General features: G+C 65.1%; 6 protein-coding genes. 1 reads left to right on the forward strand and 5 read right to left on the reverse strand.

All coding sequences use genetic code 11. The annotated features are described in order from the left end of the window. Nucleotides 1-97 precede the first annotated feature (97 nt). The 4 genes from BMW28_RS08500 to BMW28_RS08515 all read right to left on the reverse strand — a co-directional run bounded on the left by BMW28_RS08500 (nucleotide 98) and on the right by BMW28_RS08515 (nucleotide 5,996). The gene (locus tag BMW28_RS08500) at nucleotides 98-3,343 is read right to left on the reverse strand and encodes an error-prone DNA polymerase (RefSeq protein WP_143280566.1); all 3,246 of its coding nucleotides are present in this window, start codon (nucleotides 3,341-3,343) and stop codon (nucleotides 98-100) included. Between the two features lie 10 nt (nucleotides 3,344-3,353). Next, a complete protein-coding gene (locus BMW28_RS08505) occupies nucleotides 3,354-4,670 on the reverse strand; it encodes a Y-family DNA polymerase (RefSeq protein ID WP_091816587.1) in 1,317 nt (438 codons plus the stop codon). Then, a complete protein-coding gene (gene imuA / locus BMW28_RS08510; RefSeq protein ID WP_091816590.1) occupies nucleotides 4,624-5,433 on the reverse strand; it encodes a translesion DNA synthesis-associated protein ImuA in 810 nt (269 codons plus the stop codon). The genes BMW28_RS08505 and imuA overlap by 47 nt, the downstream gene beginning before the upstream one ends. Before the next feature lie 62 nt (nucleotides 5,434-5,495). Beyond that, complete coding sequence (locus tag BMW28_RS08515; protein WP_091816592.1) at nucleotides 5,496-5,996, reverse strand: 3'-5' exoribonuclease; 501 nt, start codon at nucleotides 5,994-5,996, stop codon at nucleotides 5,496-5,498. A 231-nt stretch (nucleotides 5,997-6,227) separates the two neighbouring features. Between BMW28_RS08515 and BMW28_RS08520 the strand changes: the two genes are divergently transcribed. Next, nucleotides 6,228-7,622, forward strand: a complete 1,395-nt coding sequence (locus BMW28_RS08520; protein WP_407640946.1) for an L-serine ammonia-lyase — start codon at nucleotides 6,228-6,230, stop codon at nucleotides 7,620-7,622. Nucleotides 7,623-7,692: 70 nt separating this feature from the next. Here BMW28_RS08520 and BMW28_RS08525 read toward each other — a convergent pair. Continuing rightward, nucleotides 7,693-8,016, reverse strand: a 324-nt coding sequence (locus BMW28_RS08525) for an integrase core domain-containing protein (protein ID WP_143280568.1), incomplete at its 5' end; no start/stop codon positions are given.

An 8,016-nucleotide genomic window follows, 5' to 3' on the forward strand; every position in this document is an offset into this window, starting at 1 on the left:
ATGGGCGTCAAGCACGGGCGTTCGTTGGGGAACTGTTGCGGCGTTGATGTCTGAAATCTGCTCCTCGCCGTGCGAGTGCTGGAGGGCGGCATGTTCGCTAGTGAAAATTCCGGCTTTCGGTCGGCAGGCGGCCCAGCAACGGGGTCAGGTCAATCAGCCTGAAGGCGATCAGGTTCTTTACTTCGCCTTCGCGCTGCCAGCGGCCATGCACGGCCATCAGGCGGGCCTGCAGCAGCACAGAGCGCTGGGCATCGCGGATGCTTTTCCAGCACACCACCTGCACCACGCCGGTTTCGTCTTCCAGCGTGACGAAGACCGTGCCCTTGGCGGTGCCGGGTTGCTGGCGCAGGGTGACGATGCCGGCGTGGCGCACCAGGGCGCCATCGGGGAGCTGGTCGAGTTCGGCGCTGGACAGCAGGCGGCGCCGTGCCAGTTGCGGGCGCAGCAGGGCGAGAGGGTGGCGGCGCAGGGATAGGCCGGTGGAGGCATGGTCCCAGAGGATTTCTTCCCCTTCGGGGGCGGCTGGCAGTTGGAACTGTGCCTCATTGACAGGCGCCTCGCGCAGCAGGTGCGGCATGGCATGCAGGCCGGCCGCTTCCCATACCTGGTTGCGCCGGTGGCCGCTCAGGCTCATCAGCGCATCAGCGGCAGCGAGCAGTTTCATTTCGGACTGGCCCAGGCCGCAGCGGCGGGCCAGCTCTTCGGCGCTGCGGAAAGGCGCGCGGGCGCGTTCAGCCACGATGCGTCTGGCGGCGGCGTGTGGCAGGCCGTTGACCAGGCGCAGGCCCAGGCGCACTGCGGGGTGTGCGATTGGATGTGCGACTGCGTGTGTGGGCTTGGGCGCCAAGAAGCCGTTGATCTGGCTTTCCGCTTTCCGGGCTGGGTAGTCAGGGGCGCAATCCTTTGGGTCTGCAGTGGCTCCAGTGAATAGGCCGAGGCACTCCGGCAGATCTTCCAGCGTGCAATCCACTGCGCTGTGCATCACGTCGACCGGGCGCACTTCCACGCCATGGCGCCGGGCATCGTTCACCAGCTGGCGCGGGGTGTAGAAGCCGAGTGGCTGGCTGTTGATCAGGGCGGCCAGGAACTCGGCCGGATGGTGGCACTTGAGCCAGCTGCTGGCATACACCAGCAGGGCAAAGCTGGCCGAATGGCTTTCGGGAAAGCCGTATTCCGAGAAGCCCTTGATCTGCTCGAAAATCGATTCGGCAAAGGCGCGCTCATAGCCGCGCGCCAGCATGCCGTCCACGATCTTCTGGTAGTACTTTTCCACGCCACCTTTTCGTCGCCAGGCGGCCATGGAGCGGCGCAGATCGTCGGCTTCACCAGCGCTAAAGCCGGCAGCCACCATGGCAATCTGCATCACCTGCTCCTGAAAAATCGGCACCCCTTTGGTGCGTTCCAGAACATCCTTCAGGGCTTCGCTCGGATAAGTCACGGGCTCGAGATTCTGGCGCCGGCGCAGATAGGGGTGCACCATGCCGCCCTGGATCGGCCCCGGCCGCACAATTGCCACCTCGATCACCAGATCGTAAAAGCGCTCCGGTCGCAGCCGCGGCAGCATGCTCATCTGCGCGCGGCTCTCGATCTGGAACACGCCGATGGTGTCGGCCTTGCTGATCATGGCGTAGGTGGCCGGGTCTTCTGGCGGAATATCCTGCATGCGAAAAGTCACGCCCTTGCGCAGGCTGACCAGATCCAGCATCTTGCGCAGCGCCGTCAGCATGCCGAGCGCCAGCACGTCCACTTTCAGCAGCTTGAGCACATCCAGGTCGTCCTTGTCCCACTCGATCACGGTGCGATCCTTCATGGCGGCGTTCTCGATTGGCACCAGACGCGAGAGAGGCCCCTTGGTCAGCACGAATCCTCCCACATGCTGAGAAAGGTGGCGCGGAAATCCGATCAGCGTGCGTGTAAGGTGCACCAGCTGGCGCACCGCCAGATCATCGGCGGACAGGCCAAGGGTCTGCAAAGCCTCCGGCCGGATGCCACTGCCATCCCACCAGTGATGGTCCCTGGCCAGGGCGTCCACCACGTCCGGCCCGAAACCGAGCGCCTTGCCCACATCGCGCATGGCCGACCTGGAGCGGTAGCTGATCACGGTGGCTGTCAGGCCGGCGCGATGGCGGCCATATTTTTCATAGAGGTACTGGATCACTTCCTCGCGCCGCTCGTGCTCGAAATCCACGTCGATATCCGGGGGCTCGTTGCGCTCCTTGCTGATGAAGCGTTCGAACAGCAGGGTGCTGCGATCCGGATCCACCTCAGTCACATGGAGGCAGTAGCACACCGCAGAATTGGCCGCTGAGCCACGGCCCTGACACAGAATGTTCCTGCTGCGGGCAAACTGCACGATATCGAACACGGTCAGAAAATAATGCTCGTAGCCCATCTCGGTGATCAGGGTGAGTTCGTGCTCGATCAGCCCGCGCACCTTGTCGCTGACCCCTCGCGGCCAACGCAGGCTGGCCCCCTCGTAGGTCATGCGGCGCAGGTAGGCGGCGGGGGTTTCACTGGCGGGCACCACTTCATCGGGGTACTGGTAGCATAGCTCTTGCAGACTGAATGTGCAGCGTTCGGCCACCCGCAGGGTTTGCTGGAGCAAGTCCGGCGGGTAGGTCTGCGCCAGCCGCAAACGCGTGCGCAGATGGCGCTCCGCATTGCCTTGCAGCGCGTAGCCGCATTCGCTCAAGGGCTTGCCGATGCGTGTGGCCGTCAGCACGTCCTGCAGCGGCTTACGCGAGCGCACATGCATGTGCACATCGCCCGCCGCCACCAGCGGAATCGCCGTCAGCGCCGATATTTCGCGCAGCTGGTGCTGCCACAGTTCATCGCCCAGTTCGCGCAGCAGCCGTACCGCCAGCCAGCAACGCCCGCTGAAACCGTCCAGCAGCCAGCGCGCCGTGGCCAGCAGTTGCTCGGGTGTGGCAGGGCGCGCAGGCGCGGCCAGCACCACGCAGTCATCCAGGGCACGCGGCACAATCTCATGCCGTTCCAGGCGGTAGCTGCCCTTGTCAGCCCGGCGGCGCAGTCTGGTGATGAACTCGCACAGATTGCCGTATCCGTTCAGGTTGCAGGCCAGCACGATCAGGGTGAACGGCGCGGCATGCTGCACCTCGAACTGGGCGCCGATCAGCAGCTTCAACCCCCGTTCCCTGGCCGCTTCATGCGCGCGCACCACGCCGGCGAGCGAGCACTCGTCGGTCAGGGCCAGTGCCTGGTATTCCAGCCGGTGCGCGCGCTCCACCAGCTCGCGCGGATGGCTGGCGCCGCGCAGAAAGCTGAAATTGCTCAGGCACCAGAGTTCGGCATAGCCGGGAAGGGCGGGAGAAGGGCGCGTCATGGCCATCCCCTCAGGCAAAGAAGCCGTGCAGATACCAGGCCGTGCCCTCCTGCGCCAGCCGGGTCTGGTACAGCCACAGCACGCCAGCCTGTTCGCTGTGCGCCACCCAGTAATCGCGCACCGCAGTGGCCGTGTGCTGGCTGCCATCGGCTTGCTGCAGCCGATGCCACCATCCCCCTTCGATACGGTGCGGGCCCGACAGCAGCGTCAGTACGCCGTGGTACAGCGGACGATTGGCCGCATTCGTGCCCAGCTGGACGGGCTCCGGCAGCAGAAAACCCGGCTGCGGCATTCCCTGCCATTGGCCTCCGGCGCGCGGCAAGGGCTCCTGAGCCTCCTGCCAGCGTACCTGCCACTCGGGGCGATGGTCTTCGCGCAGCACAGGCCGCACCACGCGCGCACTGCCCAGCCGGGCCGCAATGCGCTCCAGCACCAGCGGCAGGGGTTCATCATCGGGCCGCTGGTCGGGTAGCAGAGAGGCCGGCGCTTCTTCGAAAGGCTGCACCTCGTCAGCCAATAGTTGCAACTCGCCCACGGGTGCCTGCAACTCCACCTTGGCCAGATGCTCGGCAAGCAGGCGGCCCAAATGGTCGATCTGCCGAGTGGGCTGGGCCGTGCGGATGCGCAATTCACCTCCCTCGTCCACATGGCGCGAGCGCATGCCGTCGTGACACCAGCGCAAGGTGATGGCCGTGACGCCGCAGCAGCGCGAAGCCAGCCAGCCGCACAGCTGCAGCAACAGGCGCCGGGCGCCGTGCATCAGCGCCGGTGCGGTGTCGATGCGCGCCATCAGTTCCAGCCGGGCATGAAAGCGCTCCGGCAGCTGCTCCCACACAAAGGTTTCGGGGCGCTGCCCATAAGCCTGATCCAGCGCATCCAGCAAGCCGGCACCAAAACGCCGACTTGTTCCCGAACGGGGCAGAGAGCGTACCTGTCCGAGCGTCTGGCATCCAAGCCGAGCCAGCGTGGCCGCTTCCTGCTGGACGGCATCGATGCTGGACAGTGGCAAGGGATCCAGTCGCTGGGTCAGGGGTGCCCCAAAACCATGCCGTACCCCAGCCCGCGCCAGGGCGATCGCGGCCAGGCCAGTCGGTGCCCAACTCAGGGAGGTGGCCCCCAGTTCGGTACTCTCCGTTCGTATCCGCTGTGCCAACTGCCGGCGCCCGCCAAACAGGCGCACGCTGGCTTCCAGTTCCATCAGCATGGCGGTGGCAAAGCCTGCATCCGAGCGGGCAATGGCCACCCGCGGCGTGAACTGCAGGCCCCACAGCACCAGCCCCTCAATGCACGACGGAGACGGGCCGGAAAGCAGTGCGGCCCACAGCATGGGACACCTCGGGAACAGAAGCAGGCCGAACCAGCCCCGGCTTGCGCAGCCGCGGCGGCAGCACATCTGCCAGCCCGCCAGGAATGGCCGGAAGAAAAATCGCCTCCTCATGCAAGGCACCGCGCCGCTTGAGAATGTGCGTCTGCAAGCTCCAGTCCGGCCCCGGCTGCACCCGCAGGCGCAAGGGCGCTGCGGAGGCCTGCTGGCACGCCGCCTCCGGCCGGAACAGAAACACCAGCCCCTCGCAGCGCAGGGCGCTGATCTGCAAGCGGCGGATATGCTCCGGCCTGGCCTGCGGCAGCCACGCCAGCACGGCAGCCGCTGCATTGGCACGGATCAACTGCTCCGCGGCCCACAGGCGTTCTGCCATGCCCTCGGCCTGGACCCAGACCAGATGCCGTGCATCCAGGCCGGCATGCATCAGCCCCGGCACATGCGGCGATGCCGGCGGGCCGATCAGCACAATCGCCTTCTCCTGCGTTGCGAGGGAGCCGAGGGCATGGCCGGTCAAGCGCCATTCGCAGCTGCCTGTGCGTGGCAGCAGGATTTCGGTCAGCGCCTGGCAAGGCCAGCCACCGCCGGGCAGTTGCGCATCCAGCTCCGGCCAGCCCGAAGAGCGGACTGGCGCAGGCGCCGTGCCCAGTTCCGAAGCCCGCCACACCGACGCCGACAAGGCCGCAGCCACCCGTGTAGCAGGCTGCAGGGAGGAGGGGGGCAAAGGGGCGGCAGGCGTTGGCGACCCGTTGGCGGCTGGAGCATTCATGGCTCCAAATATACTGTATAAAAATACAGTTATCAAGCTTTTTCGAGGCTTGCCATCCAGCGCTACAAACGCTGTTTCAAGGCTTCCTGCCAGGCCAGCAGACCGGCCCGCAAACCGCGCGCATCGGCCAGGGCATGGTGTTGCACCCACTCCAGCGAATAGACAGCAGCTTGTGCTGCACGAAACGTCGGATGCTGCACCACTTCAGCCGGCACGAACTCCCGCGATTGCAGTGTGGCAGGCAAGCGCAGCCGTTCGGGGGTGATCAGGGCCTGCGTCAGCAGCAGCCAGTCATCCACATAGTCGTACACCACGCAAACCGGCTCTCCCAGCCCTTCCAGCCACTGATGCAGACGGCTTCCCACCTCGTCGGCATTTCCCGAAGCTCCTGCCACCCGCCCCAGCAAGGGCAGCACATGGGCCTGCACAAACGGGCTGCAGGCCTCGCGCAGGAAGTCATTGCGCTCGGCATAGAACTCCCGCCCATCTTCCGTCACCAGCCCGAGGCTGATCAACCCGGGCAGATTGAAATTGGTGAATTCGGTGTCGAGAAAAACACGCATGGATGCATCCTGTTCTGTGCGTCCGGGAAGGGATTGCCACAAAGACGGATAGGGGATTTCCCCTCCCTCCTTAGCTTGATGGCGCAAGGCCCCCGGCATTGGCAACATACGCAAGTAACCGTGGCACTCAGGGCAACACACCAATGGATTTACTTGGCGCGGCAGGGGAAAGACAGTTGCAGTTTGCCTCCCGCACGACAATGTCGCAAGATGCCGCATCCCCATTTCCGCATGATTCGGACACCCATGATCAGCGCCCTCGACCTGTTCAAGATCGGCATCGGCCCCTCCAGTTCCCACACCGTCGGCCCCATGCGGGCTGCCTGCAATTTTGCGCGTCAGGTGCAGGAGAGCGGTCTGCTCCCCGAGGTGCAGCGCGTGCAGATCAAGCTTTATGGCTCGCTCTCTGCCACCGGCATCGGCCACGGCACCGACCGCGCCGTCATCGCCGGCCTGATGGGCCAGCAACCCGACCAGGCCGACCCCGACCAGCTGACGCAGGCCGTCGATGCCGTACAGCTCGACGCCCGTCTGCCGCTGGCCGGCACGCATTCCGTGACGTTCGACTGGCAGCGCGACCTGCAATTCCAGCCCGTCAGCCTGCCTCGCCATCCCAACGCCATGCGACTGGCCGTGTCCGGTCAGGACGGCAAGGTGCTGTTTGAAAACACCTATTACTCCATCGGTGGCGGCTTCGTGGTGGATGAGGCCCAGGCCGCCGAAGGCCAGACCGGCGCTGCACGCGAGGAAGTCGAACTGCCTTTCGATGATGCCGAACAGATGCTGGCCCTCTGCCGCCAGCACAATCTGCGCCTGGCCGATCTGGTGCTGCGCAACGAACGCACCTGGCGTCCCGAAGCCGAAACCCGTGCCGCCTTGCTGGAAATTTGGGCCACGATGCGCGCCTGCGTGGCACGCGGCCTGCGTCAGGAAGGCGTCCTGCCCGGCGGTCTTTCCGTCGAGCGCCGTGCTCCGGGCATGTACCGCCGCCTGAACCGCCGCGATGCTCTTCCCAACCTCATCACCCAGACCTTCTCGGCGATGGACTGGGTCAACCTCTACGCCCTGGCCGTCAACGAGGAAAACGCAGCTGGCGGCCGCGTCGTTACGGCGCCCACCAACGGCGCCGCCGGCATCATCCCCGCCGTGCTGCACTACTTCATGGATTTCCAGCGCGGCGCCAATGACGACGACGTGGTCGATTTTTTGCTTGCAGCGACCGCCATCGGCGTGCTGCTCAAGCGCAATGCCTCCATCTCGGGGGCAGAAGTGGGGTGCCAGGGCGAAGTCGGCTCCGCCTGCGCCATGGCCGCTGCCGGCCTCACGCAGGTGCTGGGCGGAACCCCCGAACAGGTCGAAAACGCCGCCGAAATCGGCCTGGAGCACAACCTCGGCCTGACCTGCGACCCGGTCGGCGGCCTGGTGCAGGTGCCCTGCATCGAACGCAACGCCATGGGCGCCATCAAGGCCATCAATGCTGCCCAGCTGGCACTCTCGGGTGACGGCAAGCACAAGGTCAGCCTTGACACTGCCATCCGCACCATGCGCGACACCGGGCGTGACATGCTGGACAAGTACAAGGAGACGTCGCGGGGCGGGTTGGCTGTGGCGTATGCGGAGTGCTGATGCGTTTCGCTGCTTGCAAGAAAGCTGCGGCCTGAGAAAAGCTGTATTGACCCAGCCCTTTCTGCACAGATCAGGCTGCTAAAGCATAAGCCTCAGCGGGGGTCTTCATACCCAGCGCCTGATGTGGGCGCTGGTGGTTGTAAAAGCGGATCCAGTCGCCAATCACACGACTGGCGTGTTGTAGCGTCTCGAACCGGTGGCGGTGCACGCATTGGTCCTTGAGTGTGCGGATCACGCGCTCGACCATGCCGTTTTGTTCCGGGCTGTACGGCGTGATGAACTCCTGCTGCAGCCCATAGCTTTTGACCAGGGCCGTATAACTGCGGCTGGTGAACACCAGCCCATTGTCCGAGCGCAGCAAGAACGGCTGCTTGACCTTGCCCAAACAGCCATA

It is taken from the genome of Allobrachymonas denitrificans DSM 15123, assembly GCF_900110225.1.
GTDB classification, from domain to species: domain Bacteria; phylum Pseudomonadota; class Gammaproteobacteria; order Burkholderiales; family Burkholderiaceae_C; genus Brachymonas; species Brachymonas denitrificans.